Genomic DNA, 21,006 nt, shown 5'->3' with positions numbered 1-21,006 from the left:
GGTCAGCCGGGTTCGACGTCGACCGGGATGCCGTTCAGCACGGCATTGCCCGACAGCGGGTCGAGCATCGTCGGGTCGGTGAGGACGTTGGTGTTGACGCCGGCGTGTTCGGCGGCGACGGCCAGCCGTGCCCCCGGCCTCCCGTGGCCCCAGCCATGGGGCAGGCTCACGACACCGGGCATGACCGCGTCGGTCACCTCGATCGGCACGGTCACCTCGCCGACCCGTGACCGCACCACGGCGGCGTCACCGTCGCGCAGCCCTTGGTCGGCCGCGTTGTCGGGGTGCATCTGGAGTGTGCAGCGCGGCTTTCCCTTCACCAGCACGGGCAGGTTGTGCATCCACGAGTTGTTGCTGCGCAGATGGCGTCGTCCGATCAGGCGGAGTCGATCGTCGGCGGCCCACTCGGGAAGCCGCGTCGCCAGGCGCGCCAGGTCGTCGGCGAACGGACCGGCGAAGAGATCGATGCGCCGACCCGGTGTGCGCAACAGGTCGGGCAGTCGCGACTCGAGCGCGCCGAAATCGATGCCGTGCGGGTTCGCCCGCAGCCGGGCCAGCGACAAGCCGTCGGCGACGGCCCCGAAACCGTCGCCCCGGGGACCGGTGCGCAGCATGCAGTCGAGCACACGGTCACTGCCGGTGTCGCCGTCGACCATCGCCAACAGCTCGTCGAGGTCCCGCCCGGCGATCGGCGACTCGGGGGTGTCGATCTCGCCTTGCAGTAGTCCCGCCACGAGCTGGTCGTGCATGTCGTCGGGATCGGCGTCGGGCCCGAACCCCAGGGCGATGAGGGTGAGTGTGGCGAGGATGTCCTCCTCGGTGGGGCCGTCGGCCGCGAAGACCGCCGGCGAGTAGTTGGCGACGTTGCGCACGCTGAGGTTCGTGAAGTTCAGGTCGTAGTGGCTCTTCTCGAGCGCGCCGGGGGGCGGCAGGATCACGTCGGCGTGGCGCGTGGTCTCGTTGAGGTAGATGTCGACGCTGATCATCGCGTCGAGCGACGCGAAGGCGGCGTCCATTCGCTCGCCGTCGGGGCAGCTCAGCACCGGGTTGCCGGCGACGGTCACCATCATCCTCAGCTGTCCGTCGCCCGGCTCGAGTATCTCGTCGGGCAGGTCGGCGGCCGGAAACTCACCCTGCACCTCCGGGCGCTGATTGACACGGCTGAGACGGCGCCCGACCCGGTAGGCACGGCCCTCCTTGGGCGCCCGCACCCGATCGTGGGCCGGCGCGGGGAACATCAGGCCGCCGGCCTCGTCGAGGTTGCCGGTGAGGATCGAGATCACGTCGAGCAGCCAGGTCGTGAGCGTCCCGAACTCGACGGTGCAGACACCGATGCGGCCGTAGACGGCGGCCCGTTCGGCGGCTGCGATCTCGTCGGCGAGCGCGTCGATCTGCTCGGCGGTGATCCCCGACGCCGACGCGGCCATGTCCGCCGTGAACGGTTCGACCGCTGCTCGCAGGTCGTCGATTCCGTCGACCAGCTCGGCGACGTGGCCGACTGCCTCATGGCCCTGCCCGAGGAGTCGGCGCACGACCGCGGCGAGGACCACGGCATCGGTGCCCGGCCGCACCGGCAGATGCAGGTCGGCCTGCTCGGCCGTGCGGGTGCGACGCGGGTCGATCACGATCACGCGACCACCGCGGGCCTGCACGGCTTCGATCCGTCCGGGGAAATCAGGGGCGGTGGCGATGCTGCCGTTGGAGGCATACGGGTTGGCCCCGATGCAGACGAACAGGTCGGTGCGATCGATGTCGGGCACCGGCATGAAGCCGCCGCTGCCGTAGAGGTAGCCCGAGGCCACGTGGCGGGGCATCTGGTCGACGGTGCTGGCCGAGAACACCGCGCCGGGACCGAGCGCCTTCAGGAGATGGCGGGTGTGGGTGGCGGCGGCGAGCACGTGGGCGCCGGGGTTGCCGAGATACGCACCCACGGCCTCGTTGCCGTGCGCCGCTCGGACTTCCCGCAGAAGGCGATCGGCCTCGGCGAAAGCCTCGGACCAGCTGACCTCCTCGAACACCGGATCGCCATCTGCGTCGAACGCCCGACGAACCAGCGGTCGTCGCAGCCGGTCGGGGTCGTCGTGCAACTGCTTGAGGGTGGATCCCTTCGGACAGATGAATCCGTGCGAGAACACGTCGTCACGATCGCCTCGGATCCGCTTCACCGCGCCGTCGCGGATCTCGATCTCCAACCCGCAGGTGGCCTCGCAGAGCGGGCAGGTACGGAAGGCGATGCGATCGGCGACGTCGTTCATGACGTCATCGTGACACAACCGCTCGACCGGGGACCGGGCGAAACTCGCTCCGCGAGCGACACCACACCTCATCGTCCGTCAACCCCTCTCCCCCCTCCCCTCAGCAACTTGAGGCGAGTTCACCACCGCAGCGGTGGTGAACTCGCCTCAAGTTGGACATGGGTTGGGCGGGCTCAGTAGTCGAGGTAGCCCTTCAGGCCCTCGACGGTGTCGATGAACTCCTCGACCATGCCCATGACGACCGCGGTGGCCGACGTCCGCTGGTTCATGTTGCCGACGATCTGGCCCACGAAGTAGTTGGCGAGCTTCTCCGCACCGGACCCGGCGTTGTGCGAGGCCCGGTCGATGCGACGCTGGGCCTGGGCGGTGAGAATCGGTTGCAGCGGCATCCCGAGCGGATCGGGCGTGTCGGTTCGCTCCCACTCCTCGGTCCACGCCGACTTGAGCATGCGGGCGTGCTTGCCCGTGAGCGATCGTGACCGGATCGTGTCGGCCGACGTCGCGTCCAGGAACTTCTGCTTCACGACGGGATGGGTCTCGGCCTCGTCGGTGGTGAGCCAGACCGATCCGCACCACACACCCTGGGCACCGAGGGCCATGGCCGCCGCCATCTGACGACCGCGGCCGATGCCACCGGCGCCGAGCACGGGACACGTGGTGGCGTCCACGATCTCCGGGATGAGCACCATCGTGCCGATCTCGCCCGTGTGACCGCCGGCCTCGGAGCCCTGGGCGATGATGACGTCGACGCCGGCCCGCTCATGGGCCTCGGCGTGCGACGGACGGCCGGCCAGCGCGCCGACGATGCGCCCGGCACCCTTCACGGCGTCGATCATGTGCTGCGGCGGAGGGCCGAGCGCGTTGGCGACGAATGCGGTGCGGTGGGCCAAGGCCACGTCGAGCTGGGGACCTGCTGCGTTGGCCGAGAACGGCGCGGCGCCACCACGATCCATACCCCGCCGGCGCATCTGTTCGTCCTCCGGCAGCGGCGGTACCTCGTAGCGGGCGAGGATGTCGTCGATGAACTCACGGTGCTCGGCGGGGATCATCTTCACCAGGTCATCGGTCGTGTAGCCGCCACCCTCATCGCCCGCGTACTTGGCGGGAATGATCAGGTCGACGCCGTACGGCTTGTCGCCGATCTCGTCCTCGATCCACTGGAGGTCGATGTCGAGGCCCTCGGCCGAGTGCGCCACGGCGCCGAGGACGCCGAGGCCCCCTGCCTTCGAGACCGCGGCGACGACATCGCGACAATGGCTGAAGGCGAAGATCGGAAACTCGATCTCCAGCATTCGGGTGACGGCGTTCTGCACGATCAGACTCGCTTTCTCCGGGCCTCCGCCCAGGTGAGACCTTCTTCGGCGTCGGGTTCGCGGGGCAACCCGAGGACCGACTCGCCGATGATGTTCCGTTGTACGGCGAATGTGCCACCGCCGAGGGTGAGGGCCGGAGCGAACTCGTAGCCGTAGTGCCAGACCCCGTCGACCTGCCCGGTCGGCCCGGTGGGGCCGGAGCCCCGGAGCATCCCCGCCGTGGCGGCGAGGGCTTTCGCGACCGCCATCACGTCCTGCCCGTGTTCGTCGGCCATGACCTTCTGGATCGAGGCCTCGGGACCGGGGGTTCGTCCTTGGAGTTTGCTGCTCAGCGTGCGCAGTCGGTTGAGTCGAAGCACCTCGGCGTCGGCGTGCAGCGCGGCCAGTCGCTGGCGCATCACCGGGTCGACGGTCCCGCCGGTATCGACCACGAGCTGGATGAGATCCGCTGCGCTCGGTCCGTTGCCCCAGAGCGATCCCGCCGATGACAACGACACTCGTTCGTTCGCCAGCGTCACCTTCGCGAGCCGCCAGCCGTCGTTCTCCCGGCCGACCAGGTTCTCGGCGGGGAGACGCATGTCATCGAAGAACACCTGGTTGAACGCATGCATGCCGGTCATGTCGATGATCGGCTGCATCGTCAGACCCGGCTGGTCCATGGGGCAGATGAAGTACGAGATGCCCTGCTGCTTGGGCTGGTCGGGATCAGTGCGGGCGATGAGGATGCCGAACGCCGACCGGTGACCGAAGCTCGACCAGATCTTGGCGCCGTTCACCACGTACTCGTCGCCGTCGCGCTCGGCCCGGGTGGAAAGGCTCGCGAGGTCCGACCCCGCCTCCGGTTCGCTGAACAGCTGACACCAGAACTCCTTGCCGGTGAGCAGCGGCGGCAGATAGCGCGACTTCTGCTCCTCAGTGCCCTCCAGCAGGATCGTCGGCGCAGCCCACCCGATACCGATCGGATTCACCGGTCGACGCACACCGGCTCGGCGCAGTTCCTCGTCGATGATCAGCTGATGGAGCGGGTCGGCATCGAGACCGTAGGGCTCGGGCCAGTGCGGCACGATCAGTCCGGCTTCGAGGAGTTGGTCGGCCGTCGGCGTCGGATTCGACGTGAGCCAGGACCGCAGCGTCTGCCGACGGGGATCACCCTCGGGCGGCAGGTCGAAGTCCATGAACCGACGCTAACCGACAAGTTAGCGAACGTTCACATTTCTTCGCGGCAGACGGCGCCGCCGATCGCTCCTGGGTCCCGGCACCGCCGTGAAGTTGGGACACTGGGGTCAGACCCCACCGTCCCAACTGTCGCGAACCGACCCCAAGAAACCGCAACGGGGGTCTGACCCCCGTTGCAACGCTGTCGTCGAAACGGGAAATGTGAACGATCGCTAACTTGTGGGTACGATGGAACCATGAACGAAACCGCCCCCTCCTCGCGAGATGTTGTCATCGTCGATGCCGTGCGATCCCCGATCGGCAAGCGCAACGGCGAGCTGTCCACCATGCACAGCATCAACCTGCTGGGCGATGTCCAGAAGGCGATCTTCGAGCGCACCGGCATGGACCCGGCCCAGGTCGGTCAGGTCGTCGGCGGCTGTGTCGGCCAGGTCGGCATGCAGACCATGAACGTCGCCCGCAACGCATGGCTCGCCGCCGGACTTCCCCTCGAGGTCGCGGCCACCACGGTCGACGCCCAGTGCGGCTCCAGCCAGCAGGCCACCAATCTCGCCTACGCCATGGTCAAGGCCGGCGTGGTCGATTCTGCGCTCTCCTGCGGCATCGAGTTGATGAGCCAGATCAAGATGGGCGCCACGATCCCCGATCCCGACACCACCGGGGTCCCCGTCAACGCCCGCTACTGGGAGAACTACGAGTGGACCTCGCAGTTCGAAGGGGCCGAGCGCATCGCCGACCAGTGGGGCATCAGCCGCGAGGACGCAGACGCATTCGGTCTGCGTAGTCAGGAACTCGCCGCCAAGGCCCGCGCCGAAGATGCGTTCAGCACCCAGATCGTGCCGATCCAGGTACCCGTGCTCGACGACGACGGCAAGCCCACCGGCGAGTCGGTCACCGTCAGCGCCGACGGCGGTATCCGCGAGACCTCCCTCGAGGTGCTCGCCGGTCTCAAGCCGGTGGCCCGCGAAGACGGCGTCCACACCGCCGGCTCGGCCAGCCAGATCAGTGATGGTGCCGGGGCCGTGCTGATGATGACCAGCGAGAAGGCCGAAGAACTCGGTCTGAAGCCCCTGGCCCGGATCGTCGACACCTGTCTCGTCGGCAGCGACCCGGTCCTCATGCTGACCGGGCCGATCGGCGCCACGCAGAAGTTGCTGGCCGACAACGGCCTCACCATGGACGACATCGGTGTGGTCGAGATCAACGAGGCGTTCGCCTCGGTCGTGCTCGCCTGGGAGAAGGAATTCTCGCCCAACATGGACACGGTCAACCCCAACGGCGGCGCGATCGGTCTCGGTCACCCGCTCGGCGGCACCGGCGCGATCCTGATGACCAAGGCGGTGCACGAGATGCAGCGCAGCGACATCGAGTACGGCATCGTCACCATGTGCTGCGGTGGCGGGCTCGGCACCGGCACCCTGCTCCAGAAGCTGTGACCCGAGGAACCCCTGACCGGCGAGTGCCCTGATCAGCCGACGGTGACGCCGTCCTCCGGGGCGAGTTCGATCCAGGTGATGCCGGGGACGAGGGCCACCGGCACGCCGTCGGGGGTGGTCCAGGTCGTGACCGAGCGCAGGCTCGGCTTGGTCCACGTGACCTCGACGACGTGGCCATCGGTGAACACCCAGCCGCGTCCGGAGCCCAGGAACTGCTGCTCGTAGACGGTCGATCCCGCGGTGTCGACGGATCCGGTCGGAACCTCTCGCACCTCGGCCACGACGACGTTGGCGGCGACGACCCGCTCACCCTGGGCATCGACGTGCTCGGTGCCGTCCTGGGTGCGGGCCCAGCCCCCGAGGGCGGCGTCCCAATCCCATGTGGCGGTGACCGACGGGAAGTCGACGGTGACGGTGGACGCCGGCTCGGCCGACTCGGGCAGGCCGATGGTCTCGTCTCGATACTCGAAGTGTGGGGGCGGGGCGCCGCCCTCTTCACGTTCGGCCGCGATGTCGAGCAGCGCCTGGGCATCGCTCATCAGGTTGTAGGTGCCGGGCCGATCACTGGCCCGCGTGTACTCGTTGCGACTCTGCGCACCGAGGTCGACCATCTCCTGACGGCGGAGCAGCGCGGCGTGAACGAGATTGGCACCGGACCACGAGAACACCGGCGTGTTGAGCGAGTTGATCAAGGCGATGTCCGTGGTGCGGCCCGAGCGGATCGGGCCGATCGCCGGGGCGTTGGTGTGGAACACCGCGGCGAGCCGGGTGAAGCCGCCCTCGATCATCTCCTCGTAGACAATGTCGGCCTGGCCGAGCGCTTCCTGGGGACGGCCCTTGTCGGTGTTGTCGATCTTCACGAGCACCGCCGGCCGGTCGGCGATCCCCTGGTCGGCGACCGGGAGACCCGTCAGCGGCGCGATGCCATCGGCCGCGGGAGCCTCGGGCGGGAGAGCGACCGGCGCCACGATGTTGCGGTCGATGTCGACCTGACCGAGCACGCCGCGATAGGCGGGTTCGCCCGACAGCACGGCGATGCCGCCGAGCTCGCCGATGGGCTCCACGGTGACGGTGGGGGCGGGACCTCGTGTGGTCGGTGGACCGACGAGGTCCGTCGTGGTCGTCGAACCGGTGTCGGTCGAGCTGGCGGTCGTGGTTGATTCGTCGGCGCTCGTGTCGGCCGCATCGCCGTCGTCACCACAGGACGAGGCGAGAACGGCGGCGAGAACGAGCGCCGCGAGAAGTCGCGTACGCATGGCGCGACACGCTACGGCGATTCACTCCGAAGCTGTCATCGGGCCGCCCCGATCCGACCAGAACTCCTGCCAGGCCGGGTCGTCGTAGGGCATCGAGCCCAGGCCGACCTGCCGGGCGGGCCACTCGGCCGCCGGCTGGGCCAGCGGCGCCGCCTCATCGTGCTTCCAGCCGAGCCAGAGAGAATGCCGACGCCGGGTGAAACACCACCTGCCGTCGACGCGGACGTAGCGGTCGTCGTACTTGATGAGCTGCTGGATGAAGCCTTCGCGGTGATCATCGATGAAGCCGTGGGCCCACACCGTGCCGGTGGCGTTGTCGGCGTCCTCGAAGTCGATCAGGTGGTTGGCCACGAGCAGCACCGCCATGCCGATCGTGGAGAGCGACTCACGGAAGAAGGCCTTCGCGGCGGCGGGACCTTCGCCGTGCGGGCCGAAGCGGGCGTCGGGTCGGTAGAGCGCGACCAGCTGGTCGAGATCGCGACGGTCGACCGCATCGGCGTACCGGAAGGCCAGCTGCCGGATGTCCTCGGTCGCGATCAACCGCTCGACGGCATCAATCGGTTTCGGCACGACTCCCTCTCCCATCCACAGTTCAACGGACGCTACCGTTCGAACCGTGCAGGACACCGACCACGCGACGTCCGTCGACTTCGTCGTGATCGGCGTGGCCCATCCCCATGCGATCCAGCTCACGGCCGATCTGCTGATGGCCGGGGCCGAGTGCATCGGCTGGGTCGACACACCCGGCCGGCACGATGGCCTGTTCGCCGCGCTGTTCCCCGACGTCGCGATGCTCGACCTCGATGCCGCGCTCGCCGCGGCCCCCGACGTCGCGATCGTTGCGTCGGTTCCCAGTTCACGGCCCGGGCACGCCGTTGCCGCGATGGAGGCCGGCGCCGACGTGCTGGTCGCCAAGCCGGCCGCCATCGAGCACGACCAGCTCCGCGTCATCGAGGCCGCAGCCGCCCGGACCGGTCGACGATGGTGGGTTGCCTTCACCGAACACTTCACCAGTCGCGCCGTCGTCCGCGCCGACCGTCTCGTCGACGAAGGTCGGATCGGCACCGTCCGTCACGTGCTCGGCCTCGGGCCGCACCGTCTCGGCCCGGCCCGACCCGACTGGTTCCACGACCCGATGCAGTCGGGGTCGATGCTGGCCGATCTGGCCAGCCATCAGATCCATCATGCGGCCCGTCTGCTCGGCACGGCGGACCTCACCGTGGTGGCCGCCCGAGCCACGCCGGCCATCGATGGCCGGCATCCCGAGATGCTCGGGGAACTGATGCTCGAGGGCGGCACCGGCTCGGCCTATGTGAAGGTCGACTGGCTCACACCCGACGGACTCGACACCTGGGGTGACGTCCGCCTGATGATCACCGGCGACACCGGCACGATCGAGGTGCGGTCCAACATCGATCCCGGGGGCGCCGCCGGCGGCGACCACCTCATCGTCGTCGATCGGGTCGGCGTCGAGCGCATCGACTGTACGGGCGACGACCTCACCTGGGCGTCGACGGTGCTCGACGACGTGCGCAACGGCACCGAGACCCTCGTCACCACCGCCCATTCGCTCGCCGTCACGGGCTTGTCGTTGCGAGCGGCCGAACTCGCCCGCGGCTGAATCAAACTCTGCTGCCTCGACCAGCTGCTCCATCAATCAGCCGCGGCCGCCACCACTCGATCCATGAGCGCGCCCGTCGCGGTCATCGCCGCCTCGAGATGGGCCCAGCCGGCGTCGGTGGGTTCGGGATCGACCACCACCCCCCACGACAGGTGGCACTCGTCGCCGTCGTCTCGCAGCACGAAGGTGCCCTCGTAGAACTCGAGCGGCATCGGCCCGACGACACGGGCGCACCGCCGCCACGGCGGCTCGAGGGACAGTACCGATTCGACCAGGGCGTCGTCGCCGCCCGTCCGCCGTTCGAGCTCGGCCAGCAGGGCGAACCAGGTCTGCTCCCGCGTCGCCGCAACGTGGCGTTCGAGCGAGCGGGACGTGTAGCGAACCTTCATCGTCTCGCCTTCATCGTCTCGTCATCACGTCGGTGATGCCCTCGGCCAACTCGGGCCGGCAGATCACCAGGCCCGGCGACCACGGGTCGTCCTTGTTGAACCAGAGCTCGCTGCCGTCGAGTCGGCATGCGACCAACCCCGCCGCCTCGGCCACGGCGACCGGCGCACACGAGTCCCACTCGTAGAGCCCACCGCCGTGGACATAGGCATCGACCTCGCCGCGCACCACGGCCATCGCCTTGACCCCGGCGCTGCCGACGGCGAACACCTCGGCGCCGAGCCCTTCGGCCAGCCGGCGACCGTCGATGTGGCGGCGCGAGCGCGACACGAGAATACGGGGCCGCTCGCCGACGCGGGACATGATCGGCTCCGGGGTCGGTTCGGTCGCCCAGGTGGTCTCCCAACCGGGCACCGCGACCGCGCCGGCCGTGGGTTTGCCGTTCTCCACGAGCGCGATGTGGACAGCCCAATGGTCGCTCCAACCGAAATCGCTGGACCCGTCGAGCGGATCGACGATCCACACCCGGTCGGCGCTGAGCCGCGCCGGGTTGTCGCGCCCCTCCTCGGACAGCACGATGTCGTCGGGCCGTTCCCGCGACAGCTCCTTCATGATGAAGTTGTGGGCGGAGCGATCCCCCGTGTACTCGATCGAACTCCAGCCTCCCCGATTCGCCTCGGGGTCGTCGAGCAGCCGGACCAGGAGGTCGCCGGTGTCGGTCGCAACACGCGCGGCCAGCGCGTGATCGGAGGAGTCAGCCATCGAGTGGTTCAGAGAGCCCAGCTCACGGGGTGCTCGCCCGCGACGATGCGGGCCGAGCGCGCCGCCACCTGCGGCCCGAACCGGGGATGGGGCAGGATGTAGAAGGTGCCCGCTCGGACGGCGTCGAACACACGGTCGGCCACCTCCGATGCCTCGATGCCACCGTTGACGAGGTCGCGCACCACTGCCCTCATCAACTCTTGTTCCTCGCTCGGCTCCTCCCGCTGCGAGGCCATGTGCTCGGGGAGGTTGCGATCGCTGTCGGCGATGCCGGTGCGGACGAAGCCGGGGCACAGCACCGACACACCGAGATCGGTCTGCGCGTTCTCGAGCGCCAGGGTCTCACTGATCGCGACCACGGCGGACTTCGAGGCGTTGTAGGCGCCCAGGCCGGGCGTCGGCAGGAGGCCGGCCATCGACGCCGTGTTGACGATGTGGCAGGGGTGACCATGCGCCAGCATGGCGGGCCCGAACGCCTTGATGCCGTGGACGACCCCGAAGAGGTTGACCCCCAGCACCCACTCCCACGCGTCCATGTCGTCGGGGTCGAGCATCGGCCCTCCGCCTCCCACGCCGGCGTTGTTGAACAGGAGGTGGACGTCACCGAACTCCGCCGCGGCCGCGGCAGCCAGCGCCTTCACCGACGCGTAGTCGGCCGTGTCGGTGACGACGCCGATCGCCCGGAAGCCATCGGCGCACAGACGGGCCACTTCGGCGACGAGAACCCGTTCCTCGATGTCGCCGATGACCAGGTTCATGCCCTCGCGACCGAGTCGCTCAGCGGTCGCCAACCCGATGCCACCGGCTCCTCCGGTGATCACCGCAGTGCGGTTCTCGAAGTGTTCCATTGAGCGATCCTCCCACGTTCGGCCGGCGGCCAACGAACGTGGGTCAGGACTTTCGATGCACCGAGACGGCGTAGTCGCCGCCGGCGTAGGGCTCGCCGTCCCAGGTCGACCACCGATCGACAGTCACCAGGCCTTGCGCGATGCACAGTTCGTCGTAGCGGGCCACGCCGAGTCGCCCGTGGCCGGTCTGGAAACCGGCCACGAGCAGGCCACCGGGTCGCAGGTGATCGGCGAGGTTGGCGACGACGGCGCCCTCGGTGCCGGGCGCCACGAAGATCATCACGTTGCCGGCCATGACCACGAGATCGAAGGGGTCGCCGGCGTCGACCGTCGACAGGTCGTCGAGCAGCCATGTTGCCGACGGCGCCTTGCGCCGCGCCTCGGCGAGCATCGGCTCGTCGAGATCGACCCCGACGGTGTCGACGCCCCGAGCGGCCAGTTCGATCGCCACCCGACCGGTGCCACAGCCGGCATCGAGTACCCGGGCGCCGGGCCCGTCGACTGCGTCGCCCAGCAGCCGCATCACCAGGTCGGCCTCGCCGTGAACGGACTGGCCGGCCGCCGCCATGGCCTTCCACCGCGCGTCGTAGTCGGCGCCGCGCACGACGTCGTCGCGGTCGGTCCAGCGACTCATCGGCGACGGGTGCGGATGCGATAGACACAGCGTTGATCGCCACCCAGCAGGTGCTCGCTGCGTTCGACGCTGGCGCGGTCGCCCATCGCGGCGCGGAAGAGTTCGAGCTCGTTTCGGCAGAGCGACTGACACTCGGTCGCCGCTGCGCACACGGGGCAGTGGTGCTCGGTGAGCACGAGGTCGTCGCCGTCGCGGGCGACTTCGGCCATGTAGCCCTGACGGGTGCGCTGTTCGGCCAGGACCTGGACTCGCCCGCCGATGTCGTCTGCGTCGAGCGGCGCCATCCGGCCTTCGAGCTCGGCGAGATGATCGCGATCTCGGGCCGCGAGCACCTTGTCGATCGCGTCCTCCCCGAGCTCGGCCCGCATGGTCCGGAGCAGCTCGACGGTGAGGTCGCCGTGACGATCGGGAAAGAGTTCGATGGCCAGCGTCGACAGCGCCCATCCGACCGGCGGGCGTCCGCGGGTGCCGGTGGAGAGCGTCTCGGAGACGACGAGGCCGCGTTCCTCGAGCTCGACGAGCTGCGGCCGCACTGCCTGGGTGGTGACGCCCAGCGCATCGGCGATCGCGAGCGTCGTGCTGGCGCCGGCGCGCTTCAGATGATCAACGATGCGTCGCTGCGCGTCACCGATCCCGGAAGGCTCGTTCATGCCGATGAGGGTAGCGGATATTTCGCAACAGAAACCTTGCCAATTGCGGGCCGCCGCGGGTCCTTTCAGGCGAGCACCGTGACCGTCGTCGCGATGGTCAACTGCACGGCCAGGCTCAGGGGCAGACCGGAACGGACATAGTCGGCCACCCGATAGCCACCCGGCCCATAGACCATCGTGTTGGTCTGGTAGCCGATCGGCGAGAGGAACGACGTGGACGCCGCGACGGCGACCGCGATCGCCATGATGCGGATGTCGATGCCGGCCGGCCCCGCGATGGCCAGGGCGATCGGCAGGACGACGACGGCGGCGGCGTTGTTGGTGATGATCTCGGTGAGCACCGACGTGGTCAGCACGATCCCGAGCACGAGCCCGAACGTGCCGAATCCCTCGAGTCCGCTGATGAAGGAGTCGGCGATCCTCATCGCCAGGCCGCTCTGCTCGACGGCGGCGCCGAGGCCGAACGCCGCGCCGATCAACAGCACCACGTCGATGTCGACCGCGCGTTTCGCCTCGTCGAAGGTCAACACCCGGGTGAGGATCATCGCCGCGGCCGCGAGCAGGGCCCCCTCCATCGTCGAGACGACCCCGATGGCCGACAGGGCGACGAAGCCGAACACCGTCGCCGCGACGACCGGTGCCTTCGATCCGGCCGCCGGCGGCGGGGCGTCGAGCGCCGCCACGACCAGGAAGTCGGGCCCCTGTGACCAGCGACTCCGGAAGTCGACCCCGGCGACGACCACCAGCGTGTCGCCGTGCCGGAGCCGGACATCGCCCAGCTTCGCGTCGAGCCGGTGCCCGGCCCGATGCACGGCGAGCACGGCGGCGTCGTAGCGAGCCCGGAAGTCCGCCTCTCGCAGGGTGTGACCGGCGATCGGCGACATGCGTCCGACCACCACCTCGTAGAGGCGACGGCCTGCGACCTCGAGGGTGGCCACGGTCTCGTGATCCATTCCTTCGAGGCCGCGCATCCGTTGGAGGTCGAGCACGTTGCTGACCTCCCCGGCGAACACGAGCACGTCGCCGTCCTCCACCAGCTCGTCGGGCGGCACCGGCGCGATCGACCGACTCCCCCGCCGGATCTGCACGAGATAGACGCCGGTGAGGCCGCGGAGTCCGGCGTCCTCGACCGTACGACCGGCGATCGACGGGTCGGAGGTGACCCGCATCTCCATCAGGAACTCGCGAGCGGTGGCATCGAACTGATCGGAGGCCGTCACCCGCGTGCGGAGCAGCGGTATCGACACGCCGAACAGCACGACGATCCCGACGAGGGCCACCGGGGCGCCGACCTTCGCGAACTCGAAGACCCCGAGGGCATCCTCGCCGGTGTCCTCGAGCAGGCCGGACACGACGAGGTTGGTCGACGTGCCGAGGACCGTGAGCGTCCCGCCGAGGATCGCGGCATACGAGAGCGGCAGCAGATAGCGCGACGCATCACGCCCGTTGCGCTTCGACCACGAGACCACGTCGGGGATCAGCATGGCCACCAGCGGGGTGTTGTTGAAGAACGCACTCGCGCCGGCGGTGGGCAGCAACAGCCGGGCGTGGGCGACACCGCGCCGGCGCGGCCGACCGAGCAGGCGGGAGACCGCCGCGGAGAGCAGACCCGTCCGTTGGGTGCCCGCGGCGAGCACGAACAGTGCAGCAACGGTGATCGGCGCCGGATTGGAGAACCCGGCGAAGGCCTGGCGAGCATCGATCACATCGGCGAGCAGCAGCACGACCGTCGCGGCCAGCACCGTGCCCGAGGGCGCAAAACGGTCGAGGACCAGCAACCCGAAGGTCGCGGTGAGCACCGCGATGGTGATCCACTCGTCCGCGCTCACCGCGTGACGCTACCCCTTGATGGCATCGGCCAGCAGACGCATGTGCTCGGGATCACGGGCCGAGACGTTGAGCATCGTCACGGGGCTCTCCTCCCAGGCCTGGAGGCGATCGCGGATGCGCTCGATCGGGCCGACCAGAGAGATCTCGTCGGCGAACTCGGTGGGCACCGTGGCAATGGCTTCGTCACGCTTGCCCTCGAAGAAGAGGTCCTGGATCTTGTAGGCCTCCTCCTCGTAGCCCATCCGGGCCATCAGCTTCGTGTGGTAGTTCTGACCCTTGGCGCCCATTCCACCGATGTAGAAGCCCAGCGAGGCCTTGGTGCCGTAGAGCGCGGCCTCGATGTCGTCGGTCACGTTGACCGACACGTTGACGGCGATCTGGAAGCCGTCCTTGGCGTCCTTCAGCTGGTCGGCGTAGACCTCGGGCCGGAACGGCGAGTAGTACAGCGGAATCCAGCCGTCGGCGATCTCGGCCGTCTGGGTGACGTTCTTCGGACCTTCGGCGCCGATCCAGATGGGGATCTCCCGCAGCGGATGGGTCATCACCTTCAGCGGTTTGCCCAATCCCTCTGACCCCTCGCCGCGATAGGGCATCTGGATGTGTTCGCCCTGGAAGTCGACGGGGCCTTCGCGCCGGAACACCTGCCGCAGCACCTCGACGTATTCGCGGGTGCGGGCCAGGGGTTTGCGGGACGGCATGCCGTACCACCCCTCGACCACCTGGGGGCCGGAGACACCGAGCCCGAGGATGACGCGTCCGTTCGACAGGTGGTCGAGCGTGATCGCGTGCATGGCCGTGGCCGCTGCCGTGCGAGCCGAGAGCTGCACGACGCCGGTGCCCAGCTTGATCCGGTCGGTGTGGCCGGCGATGTAGGCGAGGGGCGAGAACGCGTCGGACCCCCAGGACTCGGCCGACCAGATGCAGTCGAACCCGGCCTCCTCGGCGGCGATGCTCAGCTCGAGAAAGTTCTCGGGCATCGCCCGTGTCCAGTAGCCCCATGTGTACCCAAGTTCCATGTCGGCGACGCTAACCGTTGAACCGCACCGAACCGAAACCTGGATCAGCGGGCCGCGACCACGCCGTCGACGAGCGCGAACGTCGCTTCCGCGATGGGTCCCCAGGCGAGCGCGGCCTGCCGCTCGGGAATGGCTGCCCGCGCGGTCGCCAGTCGCTCGACATCGAGGTCGTCGATGCAGGCGGTGAGCGCCTCACGGCTGTCGTCGTAGTAGATCCCGGCATCGCCCATCGCCTCGCGCAGGTAGCCCCACGACGAACAGATCGCGGGCACTCCCGCGCCGACGGCGTCGCCGATGGTGCCGGTGGTGAGCATTCCCTCGCTGAAGGGCAGGACGAGCGCGTCGAGCGTGAAGAGCCGCTGCGCGTAGACGTGGTGCTCGGTCATCGTGTAGGGCACCGCGTGGATCCGGGGATCATCGGGGACGTCCTCGTCGGAGAGCGACCAGCACCAGAGTTCGAGGTCGTCGCGGTCACTGGCGTGGACGGCGTCGAGCACCAGCTGCGTGTCCTTCTGGACCCGGGGTGCGCCGACCATGCCGAGTCGCAGTCCGGTGGGCGACATGCCGCACAACTCCTCGGCTTCCTCGCGCCCACCGGCGGGGCGCGCCGGTTCGAGCATGTGACCCCAGTGGCCGTGGGGAATCACCGCGTGCACCGTGTGGTCGCCGTAGCGGTACTGCGCCTCCATGATCGCGCGGCCGTGGTCACTGTGATGGACGACGACGTCGGCGGCCGCCGCCCAGATCTCGTAGAGCTCGGTGGCATCCTGGGCGAAGTGGGGCACCCGATTGTGCTGTGTCCAGAAGATCGTGACCCCGGATTCGCGCAGTGTCGCGATCGTTCGACGGGCGTCGTCGGGACGCAGACCGCTCGTCCACTCGGGCCAGTGCACGTGCACGACGTCGAACGCGGCGAGCGCCATCGGGTCGCGCAGTGGCGCAGCCGCCTCGACCACCCGATCACCCAGCGGACCCCAGAGGCTGCGGTCGTACCAGTGACCGAGAGCCGTGCTCGCAACGCGCAACGGCGGTGTGATCCGGCATCGATAGTCGATGCGGGAGGCGGGCTCGATCACGAGCTCATGAGTGCGAGCGTGTTCGTTCCAGAACGAGCGATGGACCTGCATGCCGCTCGTGTCGACGACCGTCGAGGTGTGCGGATGCGCTGTCGTGAACTCGACCTGCAGGGGCTGACCTGCGACCTCGGGGATGTCGACGACCACCGCGTCGATCGTGGCGGGGTCGCGTGCGAGCGTGATCGAGTCCTCGATCACCAGTGAACGTCCCTCGATCCGGTAGGTCGCCGTTCGCGTACCGGCGACCGGCACCTTGGCCGCGTCCCCCGCGCCGAAATCGAGCGTCGAGAAGTCCGTGTGCACGACGGTGACGGTGCCGTCGTCGTGGACCACGCTGTCGGGCGCCCCGTGGACGGTGCGCACGGCATCGTCGGCGTGGACCACCGGCAGCCAGGAGATGTGACGGCCCGAGTCCACGGCCACCTCGAAGCGTCCCGGCCACCGCGGCGAACAGGTGTAGTCCCCCCAAATTCCCCCGACGAACGGGAGTACGAATTCGAGGCCGCCGCCGCGATGGGTCCACACCCCCGCCGCTCGCTCGTCCTCGAAGCGCACGAACCGGTCGACCGGTCGATAGCTGTCGGCCGGGGTCGAGGCGGTGAGGTCGGCCGCACCGCGCAGCTCGTGGGCCGCCTGCACGAGCTTCCCCAACAGGTCGAGCGTCATCTGGAGACGCCGTTCCGGCCCGCGGTAGCCCATCGTCATCCGGTGTTGATGGGCCGTCACGACGCCACCCTCGAACCACTCGGCGAGCGCATTCGTCGCCAGGTCCGCCTTGCCCAGCCAGCCGGCCACGTCGCCGCCGATCCGACGGCCCGCCGACGTCGCGCCCAGTTCGACGTTCATCACGAGCCCGAGGGCGCCGGTCGATCGCCCCCACGCGACCGCGGCGCCCGGGGTGGCCACATCGGCCAGGTCGTCGATCACCGCAGTCAGGCCGCGTCGGTACCCGTCGCCGAGCTCGTCGGCGAAGGGCTCCGCGAACAGATAGACGTCGGGTGTGTACATGTCGTAGTTGGCACCCCCGAAGTCGTCCCACCAGCCGTGGGATTGGTCGTCGAACAGGTCGCGCAGCATGTCGAGCAACTCGTCGAGGCGATGGTCGGCGGGAAGCCGGCCGAGTGCCCGGCGGGCGATCTCGCAACGGGTGAGCACGACCGCGTAGTTCCTCGGCAACTTGCCGTCGTCGAGCATCGCCAACATCGACGACGAGTCGATGGCCGCCTCGACGTTGGCAATGTCGGCGTCGCTCCACCCGGCGAGGCGAGGGTTGTCGTCGAGGCCGCCCAGCCGCAGCAGCGTCTCGGCCGCCCGGTACGAGTAGAAGCTGTGGGTGGCCGGGCCGTCGAGGCGCCGGACGATCTCGACGGCGACCGACGCACAATCGATGCCCGCCACCGATTCGACGCCTTCGCCGTGGAGCAGGCCGAGCGTGAACGCGAGGTCGGCGCGAGCATCGGGACCGACCACGTAGCCGCCGAAGACCGCCGGCAGCTCGAGACCAGGAGCGTGATTCGCCTCGAGGTCGGTCAGCACCTCCGACGCCAGCGCGACGAGACGGTCGGCGAGTTCCTCGGGCGTCGTCATCGCAGGGCCTCTCGGGATAGCGGGACCTCGTACGGTAGTGGTCGTGTCCGTCTCGTATGGAATGACCGCCGGCAACAGTCGCCAGCCGCCGACCGAGGTCCATCGGCACCGGTTGGTCGCACCGTCGGGACTCGCGATCGAGCTCCTCGACCTCGGTGCCACCCTCGCTCGGGTCGAGCTGCCCGGCTCCAACGGCGAGCCGGTGCCAGTGGTGCTCGACCTCGACTCGCTCGTCGATCGAGAGGACCCCGTTCGCAACCCCTACCTCGGGGTGAGTGTGGGGCGCTACGCGAACCGGCTGCGAGGCGCGCAGTTCCCGCTCGACGGCATCACCCGTGCGCTCCAGGCCAACGAGGGCGACCATCAGCTCCACGGCGGCTCCCCCGGCTTCTCCCACGTCGTGTGGGAGACGGTCGATGTCGACGACGACCGGGTGTGCTTCGGCCACCAGAGCCCGGACGGCGACAACGGCTTTCCCGGGGCCCTCGACGTCAGCGCGGCCTACCGACTCACGGATCACGCCATCCTCGTCACCTACGAAGCCACGACCGATGCGCCGACGGTCGTCTCGATGACGAACCACGCCTACTGGAACCTGGGCGGGCCGACCGAGGAGGACATCGGCGCTCATGTCGTCGACATCGCCGGCGACCACGTCGTCCCGATCGACGCCGACACTCTTCCCGCCGGGCCACCGGTCGCCGTCGACACGACGCCCTTCGACCTCCGGGCACCGACGCGGCTCGCGGACCGACTGGGGTTCTCCCTTCCCAACGGGTTCGACCACTGCTTCATGGTCGAGGGCGACGGCCTCCGACGACACTCAACCGTCACCCACCCGACCGGACGGCGACTCGAGGTCTGGAGCGACCACCCCGCCGTGCAGTTCTACACGGGTGCCTTCCTCTCCGGCGGCGCCGGGGCCGACGGACGGCACCACGATCCGTTCTCGGCGCTCTGCCTCGAACCTCAGCGCGTGCCGGACGCACCCAACCTCGACTGGGCGCCCTCCGCGGTGCTGCGGCCCGGCGAGCGCTACGTTCACGAGATCGAGTTCCGACTCCAGTGGGAAGCAACGTCATGACCCGCCTCAGCACCCGCAGTCGATCGGTGGCCGGCAAGGTCGTCCTCATCACCGGGGCCGCCTCGGGCATGGGCCGAGCCGTTGCCCACCTCTTCGCCGACGAGGGGGCCCACGTCGCGGTGACCGACCGCGATCGTGCCGGCGTCGATGCCGTCGTCGACGAGATCCACGGCGTGGGCGGCACCGCTCGCGGCTACGTGCTCGACGTGACCGACGCCGAGGCCATCCGCACGATCGCGGCGCAGGTGCACGACGACCTCGGCCCCGTCGACATCCTCGTGAACAACGCCGGGGTCGCGGTCGGCGGGCCGGTCGACGTCGACCCTGTCGATGGAAGAACAGTCGACGAGCAGTTCCAGTTCGCCCTCGACGTGCTCCTCGTCCCCCACCAGCGCCTCATCCGGGCCTGCCTCGACGATCTCCGGGCCAGCGGCGAAGGTCGCATCATCAACATCTCGTCGACCGAGGGGCTCGGGGCATCTCGCGGATCGATGCCCTACACGACGGCCAAGCACGGCGTGATCGGCCTCACGAGGGCGATGGCCCTCGCCCTGGCGGGCGACGGCATCACTGTCAACGCCGTGTGCCCCGGTCCGATCCTGACGGGCATGACCGATCCGATCCCGCCCGACGCCCGCGCCGAGTTCGCCCGGCGCCGCACTGTGCTGCGCCGCTACGGCGACCCCGAAGAGGTCGCCCACATGGTGTTGAACCTGGCCCTGCCGGCCTCCAGCTATGTCACCGGCGCGGTGATTCCCGTCGACGGCGGCCAGACCATGAAGAACGACTGAGAATCGGCCGGGTCGACGGGACGACGCCCGTCACTCGCTGGTACCGTCCAGCATTGCGATTGTGTGACGACGCAATCGCACCGACTCATGCGCCGACTCCTCCACCACCTCTTCCCGCCGCTCGTCCTCTGCGTCGCCATGGCCGTCGGGGCCACGTTCGCGTCGGCCCAGGAGTCTCCCGACGAGCTGCGCGAGCAGCGACGCGAAGTCCAGGAGGACGCCGCCGAGGCCGCCGGTGAGGTCGATGCGCTCACCGACGACGTCACCGAACTCACCGTTGCCCTCGACGCGTTGCGAGCCGCCGTCGATGCGCAGCAATCCGCGCTCGACGCCGCCCAACGCCGGGTCGCGGCGGCCGAGACCGCCGAAGCGGCCGCCGACGCCGCCATCACCGAACTCGAGACCGAGATCATCACGACCCGCGACGTGCTCGAACGGTCCGCCGTCGACGCGTTCATCGGCTACCAGGGTCCGAACGGCGACGTCGCCGTACTCGGCGCCAATCCGTGGCAGCACGCCCGCACCGAATCGCTCATCGAGTTCGGCACCGGCGACACCACCGAGATCATCGACGAACTCCGCCGGCTGGGCGCCGAACTCGACCAACGACGAGACGATGCCGCGGCCTACACCGCCGAACTCGAGGGCCAGCGGGCCGAGGTGGCCGCCCGCATCAGCGAACTCGACGCCGCGCTCGCACGCGAACAGACGATTCTGGACGAGGTCGAGGACCGCCTCGACAGCCGCCTCGCCGAGGTGCAGGCGCTCGAGTCCCTCGACGCCGAACTCGCAGCGGAGATCACGGCCGAGGAACAGCGCATCGCCGCCGAGATCGCGGCCCGGAGCCGTCCGCCGAGCCGCGAAGGCACCGTCGACGTTCCCGACAACGCGCCGGTCGACCTCACGACGGTCCGCGGCATCGTGGTCAACTCCGCCATTGCGAGCAACGTCGAGGGGTTCCTGGCCGCGATGGAGGCCCGGGGCTATTCCCTGGGCGGCGGCGGCTATCGAAGCTCCGACTCCCAGGTGAGCCTGCGGCGCGCCCACTGCGGCTCGTCCGACTACGCGATCTGGGAGATGCCGAGCTCCCAGTGCAGCCCGCCGACGGCGCGCCCCGGACGCTCGGCCCACGAGCGGGGCCTGGCCATCGACTTCACCTACGGCGGATCGATCATCCGCAGTCGATCGTCCGATGTGTTCCAGGTCATGTCCGAGGTCGCCCCCGGCTTCGGCCTGATCAACCTGCCCAGCGAGCCCTGGCACTGGTCCACGACGGGCGGCTGA

The 21,006-nt window shown here is 69.2% G+C and carries 18 protein-coding genes; 5 read left to right on the top strand and 13 right to left on the bottom strand.

Translation table 11 applies throughout. The features are described 5' to 3' along the window. Window positions 1-2: 2 nt before the first annotated feature. From RIB98_13090 to RIB98_13080, 3 genes are all read right to left on the bottom strand, one after another. Entirely contained in the window at window positions 3-2,255 is a 2,253-nt protein-coding gene (locus RIB98_13090) for a molybdopterin oxidoreductase family protein (protein MEQ8841909.1), read from the bottom strand. 173 nt (window positions 2,256-2,428) lie between these two features. Next, window positions 2,429-3,568, bottom strand: a complete 1,140-nt coding sequence (locus tag RIB98_13085) for a nitronate monooxygenase (GenBank protein ID MEQ8841908.1) — start codon at window positions 3,566-3,568, stop codon at window positions 2,429-2,431. Between the two features lie 2 nt (window positions 3,569-3,570). After that, entirely contained in the window at window positions 3,571-4,743 is a 1,173-nt protein-coding gene (locus RIB98_13080; protein ID MEQ8841907.1) for an acyl-CoA dehydrogenase family protein, read from the bottom strand. A 237-nt stretch (window positions 4,744-4,980) separates the two neighbouring features. Between RIB98_13080 and RIB98_13075 the strand changes: the two genes are divergently transcribed. Continuing rightward, window positions 4,981-6,180: an acetyl-CoA C-acyltransferase gene (locus tag RIB98_13075; GenBank protein ID MEQ8841906.1), complete on the top strand. Its 1,200-nt coding sequence runs from the start codon at window positions 4,981-4,983 to the stop codon at window positions 6,178-6,180. 32 nt (window positions 6,181-6,212) lie between these two features. Here the strand turns inward: RIB98_13075 and RIB98_13070 are convergent, their stop codons facing one another. Further along, the gene (locus RIB98_13070; GenBank protein MEQ8841905.1) at window positions 6,213-7,436 is read right to left on the bottom strand and encodes a DUF3048 domain-containing protein; all 1,224 of its coding nucleotides are present in this window, start codon (window positions 7,434-7,436) and stop codon (window positions 6,213-6,215) included. A gap of 21 nt (window positions 7,437-7,457) precedes the next feature. After that, the gene (locus tag RIB98_13065; GenBank protein ID MEQ8841904.1) at window positions 7,458-8,006 is read right to left on the bottom strand and encodes a nuclear transport factor 2 family protein; all 549 of its coding nucleotides are present in this window, start codon (window positions 8,004-8,006) and stop codon (window positions 7,458-7,460) included. Between the two features lie 46 nt (window positions 8,007-8,052). On the opposite strand from RIB98_13065, the gene RIB98_13060 reads away from it, so the two are divergent. Further along, window positions 8,053-9,057: a Gfo/Idh/MocA family oxidoreductase gene (locus RIB98_13060; protein ID MEQ8841903.1), complete on the top strand. Its 1,005-nt coding sequence runs from the start codon at window positions 8,053-8,055 to the stop codon at window positions 9,055-9,057. A 32-nt stretch (window positions 9,058-9,089) separates the two neighbouring features. Here RIB98_13060 and RIB98_13055 read toward each other — a convergent pair whose 3' ends face one another. The 8 genes from RIB98_13055 to RIB98_13020 all read right to left on the bottom strand — a co-directional run bounded on the left by RIB98_13055 (window position 9,090) and on the right by RIB98_13020 (window position 17,847). Continuing rightward, window positions 9,090-9,446 carry a hypothetical protein gene (locus RIB98_13055; protein MEQ8841902.1) on the bottom strand — a complete coding sequence of 119 codons (357 nt, stop codon included), beginning with the start codon at window positions 9,444-9,446 and terminating at the stop codon, window positions 9,090-9,092. 10 nt (window positions 9,447-9,456) lie between these two features. Next, complete coding sequence (locus tag RIB98_13050) at window positions 9,457-10,206, bottom strand: 3'(2'),5'-bisphosphate nucleotidase CysQ (GenBank protein ID MEQ8841901.1); 750 nt, start codon at window positions 10,204-10,206, stop codon at window positions 9,457-9,459. Window positions 10,207-10,214: 8 nt separating this feature from the next. Continuing rightward, entirely contained in the window at window positions 10,215-11,054 is an 840-nt protein-coding gene (locus RIB98_13045; protein MEQ8841900.1) for an SDR family NAD(P)-dependent oxidoreductase, read from the bottom strand. 43 nt (window positions 11,055-11,097) lie between these two features. Beyond that, window positions 11,098-11,688 (bottom strand): class I SAM-dependent methyltransferase, encoded by a 591-nt coding sequence (locus RIB98_13040; GenBank protein ID MEQ8841899.1) that lies wholly within the window; start codon window positions 11,686-11,688, stop codon window positions 11,098-11,100. Beyond that, window positions 11,685-12,338, bottom strand: a complete 654-nt coding sequence (locus RIB98_13035) for a hypothetical protein (protein ID MEQ8841898.1) — start codon at window positions 12,336-12,338, stop codon at window positions 11,685-11,687. The genes RIB98_13040 and RIB98_13035 overlap by 4 nt, the downstream gene beginning before the upstream one ends. Window positions 12,339-12,403: 65 nt before the next feature. Next, window positions 12,404-14,167 carry an SLC13 family permease gene (locus RIB98_13030; protein MEQ8841897.1) on the bottom strand — a complete coding sequence of 588 codons (1,764 nt, stop codon included), beginning with the start codon at window positions 14,165-14,167 and terminating at the stop codon, window positions 12,404-12,406. Between the two features lie 9 nt (window positions 14,168-14,176). Then, window positions 14,177-15,184 carry an LLM class F420-dependent oxidoreductase gene (locus RIB98_13025; GenBank protein ID MEQ8841896.1) on the bottom strand — a complete coding sequence of 336 codons (1,008 nt, stop codon included), beginning with the start codon at window positions 15,182-15,184 and terminating at the stop codon, window positions 14,177-14,179. Between the two features lie 44 nt (window positions 15,185-15,228). Then, the gene (locus tag RIB98_13020; protein ID MEQ8841895.1) at window positions 15,229-17,847 is read right to left on the bottom strand and encodes a hypothetical protein; all 2,619 of its coding nucleotides are present in this window, start codon (window positions 17,845-17,847) and stop codon (window positions 15,229-15,231) included. Window positions 17,848-17,890: 43 nt separating this feature from the next. Here RIB98_13020 and RIB98_13015 point away from each other — a divergent pair, with 43 nt between their 5' ends. The 3 genes from RIB98_13015 (at window position 17,891) to RIB98_13005 (ending at window position 21,006) form a co-directional block, all read left to right on the top strand. Then, window positions 17,891-18,931, top strand: coding sequence for an aldose epimerase family protein (locus RIB98_13015; GenBank protein ID MEQ8841894.1), 1,041 nt, complete (start codon window positions 17,891-17,893; stop codon window positions 18,929-18,931). Further along, window positions 18,928-19,722, top strand: coding sequence for an SDR family NAD(P)-dependent oxidoreductase (locus RIB98_13010; GenBank protein ID MEQ8841893.1), 795 nt, complete (start codon window positions 18,928-18,930; stop codon window positions 19,720-19,722). Before RIB98_13015 ends, RIB98_13010 begins: the two co-directional genes overlap by 4 nt. A gap of 87 nt (window positions 19,723-19,809) precedes the next feature. After that, window positions 19,810-21,006: a D-alanyl-D-alanine carboxypeptidase family protein gene (locus RIB98_13005; protein ID MEQ8841892.1), complete on the top strand. Its 1,197-nt coding sequence runs from the start codon at window positions 19,810-19,812 to the stop codon at window positions 21,004-21,006.

The organism is Acidimicrobiales bacterium, from assembly GCA_040219515.1.
Taxonomy (GTDB): domain Bacteria; phylum Actinomycetota; class Acidimicrobiia; order Acidimicrobiales; family Aldehydirespiratoraceae; genus JAJRXC01.
The sequence above is the reverse complement of the archived record's forward strand: the minus strand, read 5'-3'. Positions and strand labels throughout refer to the sequence as shown.